At 67.1% G+C, this 17,038-nt stretch carries 21 protein-coding genes; 10 read left to right on the top strand and 11 right to left on the bottom strand.

Features of this window, described 5'->3' with window-relative positions:
• Nucleotides 1-60 precede the first annotated feature (60 nt).
• Nucleotides 61-969 (top strand): D-alanyl-D-alanine endopeptidase, encoded by a 909-nt coding sequence (gene pbpG, locus A9179_RS22505; protein ID WP_187808406.1) that lies wholly within the window; start codon nucleotides 61-63, stop codon nucleotides 967-969.
• Between the two features lie 60 nt (nucleotides 970-1,029).
• On the opposite strand, the gene A9179_RS22500 is transcribed toward pbpG, so the two are convergent.
• From A9179_RS22500 to A9179_RS22485, 4 genes are all read right to left on the bottom strand, one after another.
• Entirely contained in the window at nucleotides 1,030-2,382 is a 1,353-nt protein-coding gene (locus A9179_RS22500) for a glutamine synthetase family protein (protein ID WP_187808405.1), read from the bottom strand.
• 16 nt (nucleotides 2,383-2,398) lie between these two features.
• Nucleotides 2,399-2,956, bottom strand: a complete 558-nt coding sequence (locus A9179_RS22495) for a helix-turn-helix domain-containing protein (protein ID WP_187808404.1) — start codon at nucleotides 2,954-2,956, stop codon at nucleotides 2,399-2,401.
• Between the two features lie 106 nt (nucleotides 2,957-3,062).
• Nucleotides 3,063-4,349 (bottom strand): NAD(P)/FAD-dependent oxidoreductase, encoded by a 1,287-nt coding sequence (locus A9179_RS22490; protein WP_187808403.1) that lies wholly within the window; start codon nucleotides 4,347-4,349, stop codon nucleotides 3,063-3,065.
• A gap of 94 nt (nucleotides 4,350-4,443) precedes the next feature.
• Entirely contained in the window at nucleotides 4,444-5,346 is a 903-nt protein-coding gene (locus A9179_RS22485) for a LysR substrate-binding domain-containing protein (protein WP_187808402.1), read from the bottom strand.
• A 220-nt stretch (nucleotides 5,347-5,566) separates the two neighbouring features.
• Between A9179_RS22485 and A9179_RS22480 the strand changes: the two genes are divergently transcribed.
• Both A9179_RS22480 and A9179_RS22475 read left to right on the top strand, forming a co-directional pair.
• Nucleotides 5,567-6,397 carry a PaaX family transcriptional regulator C-terminal domain-containing protein gene (locus tag A9179_RS22480; RefSeq protein ID WP_187808401.1) on the top strand — a complete coding sequence of 277 codons (831 nt, stop codon included), beginning with the start codon at nucleotides 5,567-5,569 and terminating at the stop codon, nucleotides 6,395-6,397.
• A 9-nt stretch (nucleotides 6,398-6,406) separates the two neighbouring features.
• On the top strand, nucleotides 6,407-7,387 hold the full coding sequence (locus A9179_RS22475) for a fatty acid desaturase family protein (RefSeq protein ID WP_187808400.1): 981 nt from the start codon (nucleotides 6,407-6,409) through the stop codon (nucleotides 7,385-7,387).
• A gap of 51 nt (nucleotides 7,388-7,438) precedes the next feature.
• Here the strand turns inward: A9179_RS22475 and trpA are convergent, their stop codons facing one another.
• Both trpA and trpB read right to left on the bottom strand, forming a co-directional pair.
• A complete protein-coding gene (gene trpA, locus A9179_RS22470; RefSeq protein ID WP_187808399.1) occupies nucleotides 7,439-8,248 on the bottom strand; it encodes a tryptophan synthase subunit alpha in 810 nt (269 codons plus the stop codon).
• Nucleotides 8,248-9,474, bottom strand: a complete 1,227-nt coding sequence (gene trpB / locus A9179_RS22465; protein WP_187808398.1) for a tryptophan synthase subunit beta — start codon at nucleotides 9,472-9,474, stop codon at nucleotides 8,248-8,250. The genes trpA and trpB overlap by 1 nt, the downstream gene beginning before the upstream one ends.
• A gap of 137 nt (nucleotides 9,475-9,611) precedes the next feature.
• On the opposite strand from trpB, the gene A9179_RS22460 reads away from it, so the two are divergent.
• The 5 genes from A9179_RS22460 (at nucleotide 9,612) to A9179_RS22440 (ending at nucleotide 12,944) form a co-directional block, all read left to right on the top strand.
• Complete coding sequence (locus A9179_RS22460) at nucleotides 9,612-10,280, top strand: DUF3592 domain-containing protein (RefSeq protein ID WP_187808397.1); 669 nt, start codon at nucleotides 9,612-9,614, stop codon at nucleotides 10,278-10,280.
• 3 nt (nucleotides 10,281-10,283) lie between these two features.
• The gene (locus A9179_RS22455; RefSeq protein ID WP_187808396.1) at nucleotides 10,284-11,171 is read left to right on the top strand and encodes a LysR family transcriptional regulator; all 888 of its coding nucleotides are present in this window, start codon (nucleotides 10,284-10,286) and stop codon (nucleotides 11,169-11,171) included.
• 47 nt (nucleotides 11,172-11,218) lie between these two features.
• Nucleotides 11,219-11,434, top strand: coding sequence for a dodecin (locus A9179_RS22450; protein WP_187808395.1), 216 nt, complete (start codon nucleotides 11,219-11,221; stop codon nucleotides 11,432-11,434).
• Between the two features lie 155 nt (nucleotides 11,435-11,589).
• Entirely contained in the window at nucleotides 11,590-11,814 is a 225-nt protein-coding gene (locus A9179_RS22445; RefSeq protein WP_187808394.1) for a DUF1161 domain-containing protein, read from the top strand.
• 128 nt (nucleotides 11,815-11,942) lie between these two features.
• Nucleotides 11,943-12,944 (top strand): LLM class flavin-dependent oxidoreductase, encoded by a 1,002-nt coding sequence (locus A9179_RS22440; protein ID WP_187808393.1) that lies wholly within the window; start codon nucleotides 11,943-11,945, stop codon nucleotides 12,942-12,944.
• Between the two features lie 74 nt (nucleotides 12,945-13,018).
• On the opposite strand, the gene A9179_RS22435 is transcribed toward A9179_RS22440, so the two are convergent.
• Together A9179_RS22435 and A9179_RS22430 are read right to left on the bottom strand one after the other, a co-directional pair.
• A complete protein-coding gene (locus A9179_RS22435) occupies nucleotides 13,019-13,441 on the bottom strand; it encodes a PA0061/PA0062 family lipoprotein (RefSeq protein ID WP_187808392.1) in 423 nt (140 codons plus the stop codon).
• A 42-nt stretch (nucleotides 13,442-13,483) separates the two neighbouring features.
• A complete protein-coding gene (locus A9179_RS22430) occupies nucleotides 13,484-13,900 on the bottom strand; it encodes a PA0061/PA0062 family lipoprotein (protein WP_187808391.1) in 417 nt (138 codons plus the stop codon).
• 54 nt (nucleotides 13,901-13,954) lie between these two features.
• On the opposite strand from A9179_RS22430, the gene A9179_RS22425 reads away from it, so the two are divergent.
• A complete protein-coding gene (locus A9179_RS22425; protein ID WP_187808390.1) occupies nucleotides 13,955-15,028 on the top strand; it encodes an aminopeptidase in 1,074 nt (357 codons plus the stop codon).
• A gap of 53 nt (nucleotides 15,029-15,081) precedes the next feature.
• Nucleotides 15,082-15,312 carry a DUF1161 domain-containing protein gene (locus A9179_RS22420; RefSeq protein ID WP_187808389.1) on the top strand — a complete coding sequence of 77 codons (231 nt, stop codon included), beginning with the start codon at nucleotides 15,082-15,084 and terminating at the stop codon, nucleotides 15,310-15,312.
• Between the two features lie 93 nt (nucleotides 15,313-15,405).
• On the opposite strand, the gene A9179_RS22415 is transcribed toward A9179_RS22420, so the two are convergent.
• Genes A9179_RS22415 through A9179_RS22405 form a run of 3 tightly spaced genes read right to left on the bottom strand, consistent with a single transcriptional unit; the run spans nucleotide 15,406 to nucleotide 17,030 of the window.
• Nucleotides 15,406-16,053: an HAD family hydrolase gene (locus A9179_RS22415; protein WP_187808388.1), complete on the bottom strand. Its 648-nt coding sequence runs from the start codon at nucleotides 16,051-16,053 to the stop codon at nucleotides 15,406-15,408.
• A gap of 21 nt (nucleotides 16,054-16,074) precedes the next feature.
• Nucleotides 16,075-16,491, bottom strand: coding sequence for a hypothetical protein (locus tag A9179_RS22410; protein ID WP_187808387.1), 417 nt, complete (start codon nucleotides 16,489-16,491; stop codon nucleotides 16,075-16,077).
• Nucleotides 16,488-17,030: a gamma carbonic anhydrase family protein gene (locus tag A9179_RS22405; protein WP_187808386.1), complete on the bottom strand. Its 543-nt coding sequence runs from the start codon at nucleotides 17,028-17,030 to the stop codon at nucleotides 16,488-16,490. The genes A9179_RS22410 and A9179_RS22405 overlap by 4 nt, the downstream gene beginning before the upstream one ends.
• Between the last annotated feature and the right edge of the window lie 8 nt (nucleotides 17,031-17,038).

Here is a 17,038-nt window from a genome sequence, read left to right as displayed (position 1 = left end):
ACTGCATGGGCCGGCAAGGATCGCTCTGGCCCATTTCCACCTGCCCAGCGGATAGTCCTTGTGAAAATGTTTCGTTCCCTCGCCAGCCTGCTGCTGGCCTGCGCGGCTCTGGCCGCCACCCCTGCCCTGCACGCCGCCGGCAAGACCCAGGAGCTGGCCTCCGGCAGCGCCCTGCTGGTCGACCTCAATACCAACCAGGTGCTGTACGCCAGCAACCCCGACCTGCAGGTGCCGATTGCCTCGGTAACCAAGCTGATGACCGCCATGGTCACCCTCGACGCCAAGCTGCCGCTGGACGAGCAGCTGCCGGTGGTGATCAAGGATGTGCACGAGATGCGCGGGGTCTATTCGCGTGTGCGCCTGGGCAGCGTGCTGAGCCGCCGCGACATGCTGCAGCTGGCACTGATGTCCTCGGAGAACCGCGCCGCCGCCAGCCTGGCCCACCACTACCCGGGCGGCGTGCCGGCCTTCGTCGCGGCGATGAACGCCAAGGCCCGCGCCCTGGGCATGAGCCACACCCGCTATGTCGAGCCGACCGGCCTGTCGGAGCACAACGTCTCCACCGCCAGCGACCTGGTCAAGCTGCTCAAGGCCACCACCCAGTACCCGCTGATGGGCCAGTTCAGCACCACCCGCGAGCGTACCCAGGCGTTCCACAAACCCAACTACACCCTGGGTTTTCGCAACACCAACCACCTGGTGTACAAGGCCGACTGGAGCATTCAGCTGACCAAGACCGGCTTCACCGACGAAGCCGGCCACTGCCTGGTGATGCGCACCACCATGGGCGGCAAGCCGGTGGCTTTCGTGGTGCTGGATGCCTTCGGCAAGTACACCCACATGGCCGACGCCAGCCGCCTGAAGAAATGGGTCGAGACCGGCCGCGTGCAGCCAGTGGCCCCGGCCGCCCTGGCCTACAAGAAGCAGCGCCAGCAGGCGCGCGCGCGAACCATGCAGGCCTCGCAGTAAGCGTTTGGCAGCAAACAAAAAGCCCGGCGATTGCCGGGCTTTTTGTTTTCGGGGTGGGTTCTACAGGAACCAGCGATACTCCCGCGCGCTGACCTCGTTCATGAAGTCCAGATGGTCGTGGCGCTTGTTCTCGCAGTAGACGAAGACGAACTCGCTGCCGAGCTTGTCTTTCACCACCTCGTGGGACTCCATGGCTGCCACCGCGGTGAGCATGTCCTTGGGGAAGCCGATGCCACTGGAGCGGTCTTGGTTGAGCGAGGGGATCGGTTCGCGCGCTGCGTCCAGGCCGTATTCCATGCCGCTGAGGATGGCCGCCAGCACCAGGTAGGGGTTGGCGTCGGCGCCGGCCAGGCGGTGTTCGATGCGCAGGTTCTTGCCATCCGATTCGGGGATGCGGATGCATGCGTCGCGATCCTCGAAGCCCCAGCTGGCCTTGCTCGCCGAGTTGACCATGGCGCCGTAGCGGCGGAAGGCGTTGTGGTTGGCGGCGAAGATCGGCATGCAGTGCGGCAGCAGCTCCAGGCAGCCGGCCACGGCGTGGCGCAGCGGGCGCTGGGCGTCGCTGTCGAGCAGGTTGTTGCCGCCACGGTCGTACAGGCTGACATGCACGTGCATGCCGCTGCCCGGCGCCTGCAGGTAGGGCTTGCTCATGAAGCTGGCGCGGTAGCCGTGCTGCATGGCCACGCCGCGGGTGCTGCGGGTGAACAGCGCGGCCCAGTCGGCGGCCTGCAGGCCGTCCTCGCAGTGGGCGAAGTTGATCTCGAACTGGCCGGGGCCCAGTTCGGCGGTGATCACGTTGGCTTCCACGCCCTGCTCCTGGGCGGTCTCGACCATCTCGTGGAGCACCTCGGAGAAGCGCGTCAGGCGCTCGATGTGCATGTTCGGCTGGTCGTCGGCGTCGCCGGTCAGCGGGTCGCGGGGGAACTGCGGCAGGCCGTTCGAAAGCGCCCGGTCGAACAGGTAGAACTCCAGCTCGAAGGCCACCACCGGACGAATACCACGGGCTTCCAGGCGCTTGAGCACGCGGGCCAGCACTTCGCGCGGCTCGAACTCGATCGGTGCCTCGGTGCCGTCGGAGCTGATCAGCATCTGTCCCATCAGCTGCTTTTCCCAGCGCACCGGCTTGAGTGTGCCGGGGATCAGGCGGCGCGGCGCGTCCGGGTCGCCGTCGTTGAAGCAGTAGTCGCCGATCGGGTGCAGGCCGCCCTGGGCGCCGAGCAGCACGCAGTTCTGCGGCACCTTGAGCGGGCCGCCGGCGGCGACCTTCTCCAGCATCTCCACGGGGTAGCGCTTGCCGTAGAAGTGCCCGGGCAGATCCAGGCAGATCAGCTCGACATAGCGCACCTCGGGGTACTGGTTGCGGAAGGCACGTACTTCGCTGAGCAGGTCGGGGAATTTCGTTGTTGTTGTCATGGTGATATCTGCGCGGTCAGGTGAAGACCCAAAGCACTCTGGTGGGGAAATCGGTGAGGTTGGCGTAGCGGAACTGGGCGTGCGGCGGCAGCTGGAAGCTGTCGTTGGGGCCGAGGGTGACCGGTTCGGCGTCGTCGCCGTACCAGACGGTCAGCTCGCCCTCGAGGACGAAACCGCCCTGCTCGGAACTGTCGTTGAGGTGCCCCTCGCCACTGGTGGCGCCGGGCTGCAGGTGGCTCTCGAGCATGGAGAAGCCGCCGGCCATGGTCGGCGAGGCCAGCACGTCGGTGATGCCGCCGGCGTAGTAGAGGGTGCGGCGCTCGCCGGGGCGGGTCACCCAGGGCACCGCACGCGGCTTGCTCAGGCTGTAGAAGTAGGTGGTCGGCACGCCGAGCGCTTCGCTGATGGCGGTGAGGTCGGCCACGGTCGGGCGCGACAGGCCGCGCTCGACCTGCGACAGGAAGCCCACCGAGCGGCCGATACGCTCGGCCAGTTCATTGAGGGTGACGTTCTTGTGCTTGCGCAGGTCGCGCACCAGAATCGCCAGCCCTTCGATTTCGTCCTGTCTGTCCATCGGGTGTTCCTTAGAGCTTTTGTAGGGTGGATGGCGATTTTTCATCCACCGGCTTTGGTGGAAAACGCTGCGCGGTTTTCCACCCTACGGCGTATGTCGTGCCTGTTCAGATCACATCGCGCAGCCGGTACCAGGCCTTGCCCACCGCCTCGATCGGCGCGGCCAGCAGGTCGCCGCCGGGGAAGCGCGGGTTGCTCAGGCTCTGGTACAGGCCCAGCAGTTGTTCGTCGCCGAGGATCGCATCGCTTACCGCGCGGGCGGCGGCCAGGGTCGGCAGGATGCCGTGGCCGGAGAAGCCCTGCAGCCAGAACTTGTGGCCCTGGCGGCCGACGTCCGGGGTGCGGTGCATGGTGCAATCAATATGCCCGCCCCAGCCATGGTCGATCTGCACCCCGCGCAGTTGCGGGAACACCCGCTCCAGGTACGGCCGGGTCGCGGCCGGCACGTCCGCCGGAATGCCGCCCAGGTAGGTGCAGCCGCCACCGAACAGCAGGCGGTTGTCCGGGGTGACGCGGAAGTAGTCGGGGACGAACTGGTTGTCGATGGCGCAGGTGCCACGCGGGAACAGCGAGCGCGCCAGTTCCGGGTCCAGCGGCGCGGTGGCCACCTGGTAGGAGCCGACCGGCAGCAGGCGTTTGGACAGCGTGCGGTCGAGGCGATCGATATAGGCGTTGCAGGCCAGCACCAGTACATCGCCATGCACTTCGCCCTGTGCGGTGCGGGCGACGAAGCCGGCATCGGTCTCGCGGTAGTCGAGCACCTGGCTCTGCTCGAAGATCTGCCCGCCGGCGGCCTCGATGGCGTTGGCCAGGCCGTGGGCCAGCTTCAGCGGGTTGAGGTGGGCGGCGCCGGCATCATGCAGGGCGGCCAGGTAGCGCGGGCTGGCGATCCACTGCGGCAGGTCCTGCTTGGGGATGAAGCTCAGCTGCTGGTAGCCGTATTTCTCGGTGGCTTCTTCGAGGCTGTCCTGCAGCTGGCGCACCCGGCGTGGCAGCACGGCGGTGTAGATGGCGCCGGTGCGGTAGTCGATGTCGAAGCCGTGGCGCTGCGGCAGCTCGCGCATTTCCTCGGCAGCCCAGACCATGCTGTCCCACAGCGTCCGCGCGCGCTCCAGGCCGAGGGCTTTCTCGAACGCCGGCATATCGCAGGACCAGCCCGGCAGCGCCTGGCCACCGTTGCGCCCGGAGGCGGCCCAGGCCAGGCGGCTGGCTTCCAGCAGCACCACCTTTTTGCCGGCCAGGGCCAGGCGCAGCGCGGTGTGCAGGCCACTGAAACCGCCGCCGATGATCAGGATCTGGCTGTCTGCGCGGCCTTCCAGGCGCGGGCGCAGCGGAATGTCGCCATAGGTGGCGGCGTAGTAGGTCCCGATGTGCTGCGCGGACTGCTTGAACATGAAAGCCTCATGAAATTTCTTATTAGAAAGTTCATGAATAAATACACTATTAATTTCACAAAGCCAAGTGCGGGGGATTTACCTGCGCGAGTCTTCAGCTCAGCCAGGCTTCCTGCACCAGGCATTCGCTCAGGTAATCGAGGAAGCAGAGGATGCGCGAAGCCAGCGCGGTGTTGCGGTAGTAGACGGCGTTGATCGGCTGGCGCACTTCCAGGGTTTGCTCGGTGAGCACCTCGACCAGGGCGCCACTGGCGCGATCGGCGGCGGTCATGAAGTCCGACAGGCAGACGATGCCGGCGCCACCGAGGGCCAGCTGGCGCAGGGTCTCGCCGCTAGAGGCCTTGAGCGTGGGCGCAATGGCCAGGTGGTCGCCGAGGGCATGGCGCAGTGGCCACTGGTTGAGGCTGTCGGGCTGGGTGAAACCGAGCAGGCTGTGTTGCTCCAGCTCCGCCACCGTGCTCGGCGTGCCGCGCTCGGTCAGGTAGCCCGGGCTGGCCAGCACGCGGATGCGGCTGCTGCCGAGCGGCCGCGCATGCAGGCTGGAGTCGCGCAGGGTGCCGATACGGATGGCCAGGTCGGTGCGTTGCTCCAGCAGGTCGATGATCTGGTCGTTGCTGTTCAGCTCCAGCTCGATCTGCGGGAAGCGCTGGCGGAAGCCGGCAACCAGCGGCACCAGGACATGCAGCATGAACGGCGAGGCGGCATTCACCCGCAAGCGCCCGGCCGGCAGCTGGCGGCGCAGGGCCATCTGTTCCTCGGCCTCTTCGACGCTGGCGAGGATGCGCCGCGCCTGGGCGAGAAAGGCCGCACCCTCTTCGGTCAGCTCCAGGCGCCGGGTGGTGCGGCGCAGCAGGGTGACTTCGAGCTTGTCTTCCAGGCGCCTGAGCGCGCGGCTGATGCCCGAGGCGGTCTGCCCCAGCTGTTCGGCAGCGGCAGTAATGGAGCCGCCATCGACCACATGGGTGAGGGCAAGCAGTTCGTCCAGGGTGGTTTTCATCTTTGCTTTCCTGGCAAGTATTGCGGCGGTCAACGCTATTTATTGCATGAGTCTGGCGCAGATGGCGCTCGCCAACCAAGTTCAGCCGATCATCCAGGCCGATCAGCAGTGATTTCGGCCAAAAATAGGTACAAACGGGAGCAGAAGATTTCTGCTGTTGAAATATTACGATGTTGGGAATATAAATTCGTTAAGTGTAATTTTAGAAAGAATCCCTGCGATGAAACCTTCGGCCAAGAGCCTGATTCTCGAGCTGCTGGTTGCCAGCAACGGTGAGCCCTTGCAGGCGCGCGAGGCGATCCGCGCTTGCCAGCTGTTCGGCATCAGCCCGAATAACGTGCGCGTGGCCCTGGCACGGCTGTCGGCCGAATCCCTGATCGCCGGCGCTGGGCGCGGCAGCTACCGGTTGGGCGCGGAAGCGCTGCAATTGTCTGGCGAGCTGGCGACCTGGCGCAGTGTCGAGGCTAGCCTGCGGCCCTGGAACGGCGATTACCTGATGGTGGCCTGCGCCGGCCTCGGCCGTACCGACCGCCTGGCCCTGCGCCGACGCGAGCGGGCCTTGCAGATGTTGGGGTTCCAGGCACTCGACAAGGGCCTGTACATCCGCCCGGACAATCTCGAGGCGAACAGCGCGGCGGTGCGTCAGCGCCTGCTGACGTTGGGCCTGGAGCCGGAGGCGCTGGTGTTTGTCGGCGCGCATTTCGAGGCGCAGCAGGAAGCGCGAATCCGCCGGCTCTGGGACGGCCAGGCGCTGACCGCCGGTTACCTGCAGACCAGCCGCCAGCTGGACGCCTGGCGCGGCACGTCGAACGAGCTGGAGCCCGACGTGGCGGCCCGCGAAGTGTTCCTGCTCGGCAGCCGGGCGATTCGCCAGGTGCGCTTCGATCCGCTGCTGCCCGAGCCGATGGTCGACACCGCCGCGCGCCAGGCATTCATCGACTGCGTACAGCGCTTTGTCGAGCACGGCCAGCAGATTTGGCGCGGCCTGTTCGACAGCGCCCAAACCCTACCGGAAACCCTACAGCGGCCAGCGGCTGGCCGCGTTCACTGAGTCCCCGTCATGCAGACAAAAACAAAAATAAGCGACCTGTTCAGCCGTGAAGAAATCAAAGCCCTGACCCAGCGCTCCGACTGGCGCGGCGCCTGGGCCGTGCTCTCGACTTGGGCCGTGCTGGCACTGACCTTCGCCGCACTGGCCTGGGTGCAGGTGAGCCTGCCGCTGTGGGCGCTGTTCCTGGCCCTGCCGCTCGCCCTGGCGATCATCGGCGGGCGCCAGCTGTGCCTGGCCATCCTGCAGCACGATGCGGCGCACGGCACCCTGTTCAAGAGCAAGTGGGGCAACGACGTGCTGGCCGACTGGCTGTGCGCGCGGCCGGTGTGGAACGAGCTGCACAAGTACCGCCCCTACCACCTGGTGCACCACGCCAAGACCTCGACAGAGGACGACCCAGACCTTTCCCTGGTGGCCGGCTTTCCGACCACGCGCCGCTCGCTGCTGCGTAAATTGGCCCGTGATCTGTTCGGCGTGACCGGGGCGAAGTTCGTGCTGGGTCGCGTGCTGATGGATGCCGGCGTGCTCAAGTGGACGGTGGCCAACGATGTCCAGCCCCTGCCCCAGGCCGGTCGTCGCTGGTGGGACTACCCACTGACCTTCCTCGGCAATGCCGCCGGCATGCTGATCACCAACGGCCTGCTGCTGGCCGCCTTCTGGGCCTGCGGCCACGCCTGGCTGTATGGCGTCTGGGCCCTGGCCTACATCACGCCCTTCCCACTGTTCATCCGCATCCGCTCGATGGCCGAACACGCCTGCCTGGAACCGAGCCGCGACACCCTGCGCAATACCCGTACCACGCGCGCCGGCTGGCTGGCCCGCGCCTTCGTCGCGCCGATCCGGGTCAACTACCACATCGAGCACCACCTGATGGCTTCGGTGCCCTTCTTCCGCCTGCCACAACTACACGCCCTTCTGCGCCAGCGCGGCTTGACGCCAGAGCCGCCGAGCTACTGGCAGGTGTTGCGATTGGTCAGCAGCCGCGGCTGAGACGAAAACGAAAAAGCCGCCCTCGGGCGGCTTTTTCCTGGCACGGTGAATTCAGCGGCGCGCGCCGCGAACCCCTTCGGCCAGTTGGCTGCACAGGTTGAGCACGCCTTTGACTGCCGCATCGTCGTTCTCGGCATTGGCGATCTGGTCGATCAGCGCCGAGCCGACTACCACGCCGTCGGCCAGGCGGGCGATGGTTGCGGCGTGTTCCGGAGTACGGATGCCGAAGCCGATGCAGATCGGCAGGTCGGTGTGGCGGCGCAGGCGGGCTACCGCCTCTTCGACGTGCTCGATGGTGGCCGAGCCGGAACCGGTGACGCCGGCCACCGAGACGTAATAGACGAAACCCGAGCTGCCGTTGAGCACGGTGGGCAGGCGCTGGTCGTCGGTGGTCGGGGTGGTCAGGCGGATGAAGTCGAGGCCGGCAGCCTGGGCGGGATCGCACAGGTCGACGTTATGTTCCGGCGGCAGGTCGACCACGATCAGGCCATCGACGCCGGCCTCTTTGGCGTCGGCGATGAAGCGCGCCACGCCGTAGTAGTGGATGGGGTTGAAGTAGCCCATCAGCACCAGCGGGGTGCTCTGGTTGCCGGCGCGGAACTCGCGAACCATCTGCAGGGTTTTCGCCAGGTTCTGTTTGGCCGCCAGGGCGCGGATATTGGCCAGCTGGATGGCCGGGCCGTCGGCCATCGGGTCGGTGAACGGCATGCCCAGCTCGATCACGTCGGCGCCGGCTTCCGGCAGGCCCTTGAGGATCGCCAGGGAGGCGTCGTAGTTGGGGTCGCCGGCGGTGACGAAGGTCACCAGGGCGGCGCGGTTCTGCTGTTTCAGCTCGGCAAATCGGCTCTGCAGACGGCTCATCAGTTGTTCTCCGATTTGGACAGATCGAGGTGGTGCATGACGGTCTGCATGTCCTTGTCACCACGGCCCGACAGGTTGACCACCATCAGGTGATCCTTGGGCAGCTTCGGCGCGCGCTTGAACACTTCGGCCAGGGCGTGCGAGCTCTCCAGGGCCGGGATGATGCCCTCCAGGCGGCAGCACTGGTGGAAGGCAGCCAGGGCTTCGTCGTCGGTGATCGAGGTGTACTCGACGCGGCCGATATCGTGCAGCCAGGCGTGCTCGGGGCCGATGCCGGGGTAGTCGAGGCCGGCGGAGATCGAGTGGGCGTCGATGATCTGGCCGTCGTCGTCCTGCAGCAGGAAGGTGCGGTTGCCGTGCAGCACGCCCGGGACGCCACCGTTGAGGCTGGCGGCATGCTTGCCGGTCTCGATGCCGTGGCCGGCCGCCTCGACGCCGATGATCTTGACGCTGGCGTCATCGAGGAAGGGGTGGAACAGGCCCATGGCGTTGGAGCCGCCGCCGATGCAGGCGATGAGCGAATCCGGCAGGCGGCCTTCGTGCTCCTGCATCTGCTCGCGGGTTTCCTTGCCGATCACCGCCTGGAAGTCGCGCACCAGCTCCGGGTACGGGTGCGGGCCGGCGACGGTGCCGATCAGGTAGAAGGTGTTGTGCACGTTGGTCACCCAGTCGCGCAGCGCTTCGTTCATCGCGTCCTTGAGGGTGCCGGTGCCGGCGGTGACCGGGATCACGGTGGCGCCCAGCAGCTTCATGCGGAACACGTTGGCCTGCTGGCGATCGATGTCGGTGGTGCCCATGAAGATCACGCATTCCATGCCGAAGCGCGCGGCCACGGTGGCGGTGGCCACGCCATGCATGCCGGCGCCGGTCTCGGCGATGATGCGTTTCTTGCCCATGCGCTTGGCCAGCAGGATCTGGCCGATGCAGTTGTTGATCTTGTGCGCGCCGGTGTGGTTCAGCTCTTCACGCTTGAGGTAGATCTTGGCGCCGCCGCAGTGTTCGGTCAGGCGCTCGGCGAAGTACAGCGGGCTCGGACGGCCAACGTAGTCGCGCTGGAAGTAGGCCAGTTCCTTGGCGAACTCCGGATCGGCCTTGGCCTTCTGGTATTCGGCGGCGAGGTCGTGGATCAGCGGCATCAGGGTTTCGGCGACGTACTGGCCGCCGAACGAGCCGAACAGGCCGTTGGCGTCGGGGCCGGTGCGGAGGGAATTCTGTGAACCAGGCATGGCGGGCATCCGTGGGGTAGTCAGACAATGGCGTCAGTTTACGGCTGGACAGCGGTGGAGAAAAACCGATAATTCCGTTCGTAACTGTGAGATTTAATCAATTATAAATACGGCATCTAGGACAAAGGAGTGTACCGATGAGAATGGCCTGGCTATGGATTTTTCCGCTGATCGGTGTTGCGCTGCTGGCCGGCGCGGTGGCGGTACAGGTGCACCGTGTGGGCGATCAGGTGAACATGCTGGCCACCACCGGCACGGTGACGGATATCGCCGGCGGCTGCCCGACCATTGAGTTTTCAACGGGTAATGGCGAGCCCGTGAGCTTCCGTGGCGGGGTGTGCAGCAACCCGCCGAGCTTCGCTATCGGCGAGTCGGTGGCGGTGCTCTACGAGGCGGCCAATCCCAGCCATGCGCAGCTCGACAGCTTCATGGAGAACTGGTTTGTCAGCCTGATACTGGGCGGCATCGGCGCGCTATTTACCCTGCTCGGCCTGGTCTTCGTGCTCCCTCCGCTATTCGCCAAGCGCCGCGCCGCCGAGCTGCGCGTCAGCGGCCTGCCGGTGTTCGCCGACCTGGTCAGCGTGCGCCTCAACGAGTCGCTGAGCATCAACGGCGTGCACCCGTGGAAGATCGACGCGCAGTGGCTCAACCCGGCAACCAACAAGCTGCACCTGTTCTCCAGCGACAACCTGTGGTTCGACCCCAGCCCCTATATCACCGAGAAGCAGGTACGCGTGTTGATCGACCCGAACAAGCCCAAGCGCTACAGCATGGACGTCAGCTTCCTGCCGGAACTGGCGGACTGAACCATGAGCCAGGAACTGCCATCGCTCAACGCCCTGCACGCCTTCGAGGCGGTCGCCCGCCTGCACAGCGTCAGCCGTGCAGCGGATGAGCTGCACGTGACCCACGGGGCGGTGAGCCGGCAGATCAAGACCCTGGAGGAACAGCTCGGCGTCGCCCTGTTCGTCAAGGAAGGCCGCGGCCTGCGCCCCAGCGACGCCGGCCTGCGCCTGCGCGATGCCGCCAGCGAGGCCTTCGAGCGCCTGCGCACCGCCTGTGCCGAACTCAAGCGGCAAAGCCACGACGCGCCCTTCGTGCTCGGTTGCCCGGGCAGCCTGCTGGCGCGCTGGTTTATCCCGCGCCTGGATCGGCTCAACCGCGAGCTGCCCGAACTGCGTCTGCAGCTGTCGGCCAGCGAGGGCGAACTGGATCCGCGCCGCCCGGGCGTGGATGCCACCCTGTGCTTCGCCGCGCCGCCCTGGCCGGCGGACATGCAGGTGTTCGAGCTGGCCGCCGAGCGCATCGGCGCGGTCCTCAGCCCGCGCTATGCCGGCCATGCCGCGTTGATCGATGCCCCGGCCAGCGCCCTGCTCGGCGTGCCGCTGCTGCACACGGTGTCGCGCCCGCAGGCCTGGCCGCAGTGGGCCGCGGCCCAGGGGCTGGCAGTGGAGCGTCTGCAGCTGGGCCAGGGTTTCGAGCACCTCTACTACCTGCTGGAGGCGGCGGCCGCCGGCCTTGGCGTGGCCATCGCCCCGCAGCAACTGGTGGCCGACGACCTTGCCGGCGGGCGCCTGCTGGCGCCCTGGGGCTTTGTCGAAACCCCGGCGCGCCTGGCCCTGTGGGTGCCCGGGCGTACCCGCGACAGCCGCGCCGAGCGCCTGGCGCAGTGGCTGCGCGCGGAGCTGGGTGGCTGAAACTGGACTAGCCTCAAACAGGAAACTGACTGCCTGAGGTCGCTGCCATGTCCGATCACCACACCTACAAGAAAATCGAAGTCGTCGGCTCGTCGAAGACCAGCATCGAGGACGCCATCAACAACGCCTTGGCCGAATGCGCCAAGTCCGTGCGCAACATGGACTGGTTCGAGGTCACCGAAACCCGCGGGCATATCGAGGGCGGCAAGGTCGGCCACTACCAGGTGACCCTCAAGGTCGGCTTCCGCATCGGCAATAGCTGAAGCGCCGCCGGCAGTGTTGCCGGCCTTGCGCTAGGCTGCCTGAGTCTGGCGGCGTGGCGCGGCGGTTCGAACAACAGCGCACGCCTTTCAGTCTGGGGGTGGATTGCCCCGCCATGACCTGTTTGGGTCGTTCGTACAACGAAGGAGCGTGACCGATGAAACGACTGATGCTGAGCATCGCCCTGTTCTCCCTGGCCGGCTCGGCCCTGGCCGCCGGCAAACCGTGCGACGAGCTCAAGGCGGAAATCGACGCCAAGCTCAAGGCCAAGGGCGTGGCGTCCTACAGCCTGGAGGTGGTGGACAAGGGCAGCGCGACCGACAAGAAGGTGGTCGGCAGCTGCGACAAGGGCAGCAAGGAAATCGTCTACCAGCGCGGCTGACCACCCGTCCCGCAAAAGAGCCGGCCTCGTGCCGGCTTTTTTCTGTGCGCTGCGCAGGTTGTTCATCCGGTCAGGATTGCCTTTCGCCCAGGTGCCCCCATAAAGCAGGTATGACCCGAGGAGGCCGTATGCGCAAACTGTCCGCCACACCTTTTTCCGTGCTCGACCTGGCGCCGATGCGCGATGATGATGCCAGCCCCGCCGACGCCCTGCAGCGCTCCCTGGCCCTGGCGCAACACGCCGAGCGCCTGGGCTTCTCGCGCTACTGGGTAGCCGAGCACCACAACATGGAAGGCATCGCCAGCTCGGCCACTGCCGTGCTGCTCGGCTACCTGGCCGCCGGCACCTCGACCCTGCGCCTGGGCTCGGGCGGCATCATGCTGCCCAACCATGCGCCGCTGGTGGTGGCCGAGCAGTTCGGCACCCTCGCCGCGCTCTATCCCGGGCGTATCGAACTGGGTCTGGGGCGTGCACCGGGCGCCGACCATGCCACTGCCCGTGCCCTGCGCCGCGACCGCCTGGGCAGTGCCGAGGATTTCCCCGAGGATGTCGCCGAGCTGCAGGCCCTGCTCGGCCCGCGCCAGCCGGGGCAGCAGGTGATCGCCATGCCCGGCATGGATAGCAACGTGCCGATCTGGCTGCTCGGCTCCAGCCTGTTCAGTGCCCAGCTCGCTGCCGAGCGCGGCCTGCCCTATGCCTTCGCCTCGCACTTCGCGCCGCGCTATGTGCACCAGGCGCTGCGCATCTACCGCGAGAATTTCCAGCCCTCCAAGGTGCTGGCCAAGCCCTACGCGATGATCGGCGTGCCGCTGATCGCCGCGCCCTCCGACGAGGAGGCCGAATTCCTCGCCACCACCGCCTACCAGCGGGTGCTCGCCCTGATGCGCGGGCAGAGCCTGGTGCTGCGCCCACCGGTGGAGTCCATGGCCGGGCGCTGGCAGCCCCACGAGCAGCAGGCGGTCGGTGATTTCCTTGGCCTGGCGGTGATCGGCGGGCCGGACAAGGTGCGCGCGCGCCTGGAAGTGCTGCTGGAGCAGACCGGTGCCGACGAGCTGATCTTCACCGGCGACCTGTACCAGCACGAGCATCGCCTGCGCAGCTTCGAGATAGTCGCCGGACTGCGCAGTTAGATAGAACGAGCTTTGCCGCGGCCTGGCTCCTCGCTGCTGAAGGCCGAGATCAGCCTGCAGGCGATGCTGGATCGCTAGAAGCTGCCGCAGCGCAGCACGCGGGCGCGGGCCAGCACGTTGCGCTGCTCGTCGTACAGCCAGCCCTGGGCCCTCATCGCCAGCGGGCGTGCCTCCAGGCGGTAGCGCTGGCCGGCGACGAAGTTGTCGTAGCGCAGCCGCAGGTAGCAGGTGATCTGCATCGGGCCCGAGTTGAAATCGCCGGTAGCGCCACCACCGTTGTTCACATCGAACTGGAAGCGTGCCTCCAGCTCATGTTCGCCGGGTGCCACCTGGAAGAAGCGCCCGTCGCGCAGGTCGCGGCCGTCGAGCTCGTCGGCCATCAACAGGTAGCCCGGCAGGGCATACAGGTCGACCCAGGCCTTTTGCGGGTCGGGCGTGGGCAGCGGGCCGGCACAGGCAGCCAGGCCGAACAGGCTGAGCAGCAGAAGATGGCGCATGACGACCCCGGGCGACGCGGATTGCCTGCAGCATAGCGCCGTTCACACCTCGCCGCAGCGCCCCTCGCGAGCGCGCGCCAGCTGCTGGCCACGGGCATCGTAGAGCTGCACGCGGGGGCGGAAACCCCGGCTGTCGGCTTCCAGGCGATAGGTGCCGCCAGCGGCGAAGTCGGCGTAGGCGATGGTCAGCAGGCAGGTGCGCGCCCGTGCCTCGCTCTGCGGGCCGATATTGCTGGGATCGACTTCGAACTGGAAGCGCACCTGCAGCTCGTGCTGGCCGGGACTGACCTGGAAGAAGCGATCGTCATCGAGGGGCTTTTCGTCCACCTGCAGTGCCTGCAGCTGCTCGTCCGCGCTGCTGTGCAGCTCGATCCAGGCCTGGTTCGGATCGTGGCGCGGCGGCAGCAGAGCGCAGCCGGTGAGCAGGACGGGCAGGCAACTGAGCAGCAGACGGCGCATGGCGGAACTCCGTGGCGGTGGCGCAGAACGGGGGCGATGCAATAGGCTCGCGGCATGTCGCCTTCCCTTGTCGTTGCCTTACTCGACCGCATCCGCCGCCCGGCAGTTCCGCTGCTGCTCGGCCTGCTGCTGAGCGGTTGTGCGACGCTGGACTACTACGCCCAGCTCGGCCGCGGCCAGCTGGCCCTGTTGGCCGCCCGTGAGCCGGTCGCCGAGGTGCTCGCCGACCCCGCGCGTGACCCCGAGCTGCGCCGGCGCCTGGCCCTGGCCCAGCAGGCGCGCGACTTCGCCAGCGCGGCGCTGGGCCTGCCGGACAACCGCAGCTATCGCCTGTACACCCAGCTCGACCGCCCTTATGTGGTGTGGAACCTGTTTGCCACCGCGGAACTGTCGCTGGCGCCGCAGACCCACTGTTTCCCCGTCGCCGGCTGCGTCGCCTACCGCGGCTACTACCAGCAGGGCCGTGCCCGTGGTGCCGCCGCCCTGTTGCGGGTCGAGGGCATGGACACCTACGTGGCCGGCGTCGAGGCCTATTCCACCCTGGGCTGGTTCGACGATCCGATCCTCAGCAGCATGCTGCGCTGGGACGACCAGCGCCTGGCCGCGACCCTGTTCCATGAGCTGGCCCACCAGCGGCTGTACGTGGCCGACGACAGCGCTTTCAACGAATCCTTCGCCAGCTTCGTCGAGCAGCAGGGGCTGCGCCAGTGGCAGGCGCACCGCGGCCTGCCGCTGGCCGACGGTGGCCATCAGCGCCGGCAGTTCACCGCCCTGGTGCTGGCCAGCCGGGCGCGCCTGGAGGCGCTCTACGCCAGCCCGCTCGACGATGCGACCAAGCGTGCCGGCAAGGCTGCCGAGTTTGCCCGCCTGCGCGCCGAGTACCGCCAGCTGCGCGATCAGCAGTGGGGCGGCGATCGCCGCTACGATGCCTGGATCAACGCCCCGCTGAACAATGCCAAGCTGCTGCCCTTCGGCCTCTATGACCAGTGGGTAGCCGCCTTCGCTCACCTTTTCGCGCAGGCCGGCGGCGACTGGCCGGCGTTCTACCGCAGCGCTGCGGCGCTGGGCGCGCTGCCGCTGGCGCAGCGCCAGCAGGCTCTTGAGGCCCTGGCCGCGGCCGAGAACTAGGCAACCAGCACGCCAGTCGAATGGACAAGGGGCGTGAAACGAGGAGGTGTGCGATGAGAAAGGCGATAGCCCTGCTGCTGTTGGGCCTGCTGAGCGGTGCGGCAGTGGCCGCGCCCAAGCCCTGCGAAGAGCTCAAGCGCGAGATCGAGATCAAGGTGCAGGCCTCCGGGGTCACCAGCTACACCCTGGAGATAGTCGCGGTCAAAGAGGTCAAGGACGCCAGCATGGTGGTCGGCAGCTGCGCCGGCGGCAGCAAGAAGATCATCTACCAGAAAAACGACTGATTCGCGGTGGATGCTGTCGGTTGCAGCCGGTGGTGGCTGTGGCAGCCTGAGCCGGGTATTCGCCGATTCGCGGTATTGCCTGGCCGCTAGTTGTCAGCCAGTAAAGGCCTGCTGCAGCTCGGCCAGCGTGGCGAAGTACCAGGCCGGCGCCTCGGCCATCAGCTCGGCGTGGCTGCCGAAGCCGTAACCGATGCCGACGGCCTGCAGGCCATTGCGATGGGCGCCGATCAGGTCGTGCTTGCGGTCGCCGATCATCAGGCAGTCGGCCGGATCCAGGCCTTCCTCGGCGAGCAGGTGGCGGATCAGCTCGACCTTGTCGGTACGGGTGCCGTCCAGCTCGCTGCCGTAGATCACCTTGAAGTGGCGGGCGAAACCGAAGTGGCGGGCGATCTCGCGGGCGAACACGGTCGGCTTGCTGGTGGCGATGTACAGGGTGCGGCCCTGCGCGACCAGTTGCCCGAGCAGCGCGTCGATGCCGTCGAACACGCGGTTCTCGTACAGGCCGGTGACCTTGAAGCGCTCGCGGTAGTGGTTCACCGCCTGCCAGGCGCGTTCCTCGCTGAGCTGGTAGCTGTGCATGAAGCACTGCAGCAGCGGCGGGCCGATGAAGTGCTCCAGCGCCGCCAGGTCGGGCTCGTGGATATCCAGCTGGGCCAGGGCGTACTGCACCGAGCGGGTGATGCCCTCGCGCGGGTCGGTGAGGGTGCCGTCGAGGTCGAAGAGGATGTTCTGTGCGTGCATGGGGGACTCTGTACTGCGGATTTACCAGCTGCAGGTGTTGTTGGCGTCGAGGGCGGCCGGGGTTTCCTCGAAGGCGAACACCTTGCCGCTGGCGGATGTGTAGGTGAAGGCGAACAGCACCGCGCCCTGGTGATGGAACTGGTAGCGGCCGCCGAGCTTCTCCGCGGCCGGCAGCACTTCCAGCCAGGTGCTGCGGAACTCCGAGGGGCGGCCCTCGACGGCCATGATCTCCTCGCTGTCCTTGAACACGATCGGCAGGCTGTCGGGCTGGCCGCGGTACTGCACCTGGCCGGCGCCACGCCAGCCGCCCTGCGCACTGGTGAACAGGGTCAGCTGCAGCTGGATCGGCTTGCCGCTGCCACTCGATTGCAGGCAGCGCACATCGTCGGCCAGGGCTAGTGCGGGGCTCAGCAGCAGGATGGCGGCGAGGATTCTCATTGGTCGTAGCCCTCGGCCAGGTGCAGATCCTTGAGCTTTACGTAGTTGGCTGCGCTGTAGGCGAAGAAGGCGCGCTCCTGGTCGCTCAGGGCGCGGGCCTGTTTTACCGGACTGCCGACATACAGGTAGCCGCTTTCGAGCACCTTGCCCGGCGGCACCAGGGAGCCGGCGCCTATCACCACCTCGTCCTCGACCACCGCGCCGTCCATCACGATGCTGCCCATGCCGACCAGGATGCGGTTGCCCAGGGTGCAGCCATGCAGGGTGACGTTGTGGCCGATGGTCACCTCGTCGCCGATCAGCAGCGGGTAGCCGTCCGGGTTGAAGGGGCCGGCGTGGGTGATGTGCAGCACGCTGCCGTCCTGCACGCTGGTGCGTGCGCCAATGCGGATGCGGTGCATATCGCCGCGTACCACGGCCATCGGCCACACCGAGGCATCCTCGCCCAGCACCACGTCGCCGAGTACCACCGCCGAGGCGTCGACAAAGGCGCGCGGGCCCAGCTGCGGAGCAGTGCCCTGGTAAGTTCGAATCGCCACGATAGTCT

This window comes from Pseudomonas alcaligenes, assembly GCF_014490745.1.
Taxonomy (GTDB): Bacteria; Pseudomonadota; Gammaproteobacteria; order Pseudomonadales; family Pseudomonadaceae; genus Aquipseudomonas; species Aquipseudomonas alcaligenes_C.
The sequence above is the reverse complement of the archived record's forward strand: the minus strand, read 5'-3'. Positions and strand labels throughout refer to the sequence as shown.